The organism is Pyxidicoccus caerfyrddinensis (assembly GCF_010894405.1).
Classification (GTDB): Bacteria; Myxococcota; Myxococcia; order Myxococcales; family Myxococcaceae; genus Myxococcus; species Myxococcus caerfyrddinensis.
This window is the reverse complement of the sequence record NZ_JAAIYA010000171.1, coordinates 1-256: the sequence shown is the minus strand read 5'-3', so window position 1 is coordinate 256 and position 256 is coordinate 1. Positions and strand designations below refer to the sequence as shown.

At 71.1% G+C, this 256-nt stretch carries 1 pseudogene; it reads left to right on the top strand.

Annotated elements, in window-relative coordinates:
• A pseudogene (locus G4D86_RS52020) lies at positions 1-256 on the top strand (TetR/AcrR family transcriptional regulator); the annotation flags it as partial.

Sequence of the window (256 nt, the reverse complement as noted above, 5' to 3'; positions counted from 1 at the left end):
ACGAGGACACCTTCTGCCGGGAGGTGGACTGGGCCTTCTTCTGCAAGCACGGCGCGGACGGCGTCACCTTCCGCGAGGCCTTCTTCACCTTCTGGGATGCGCTGACGAACTGGGCGCTGGGGCTGCCGGGCCCTTTCGCCTTCGCCTTCCTGCACCGGCACCCGGACGTCGAAGGGCAGCTGGCGCCCGGCAGTGCGGCGCGGGCCCTGGTGCGCGAGGTGCTGCTGAAGGGAGAGCAGGACGGGGCGCTGGTGCC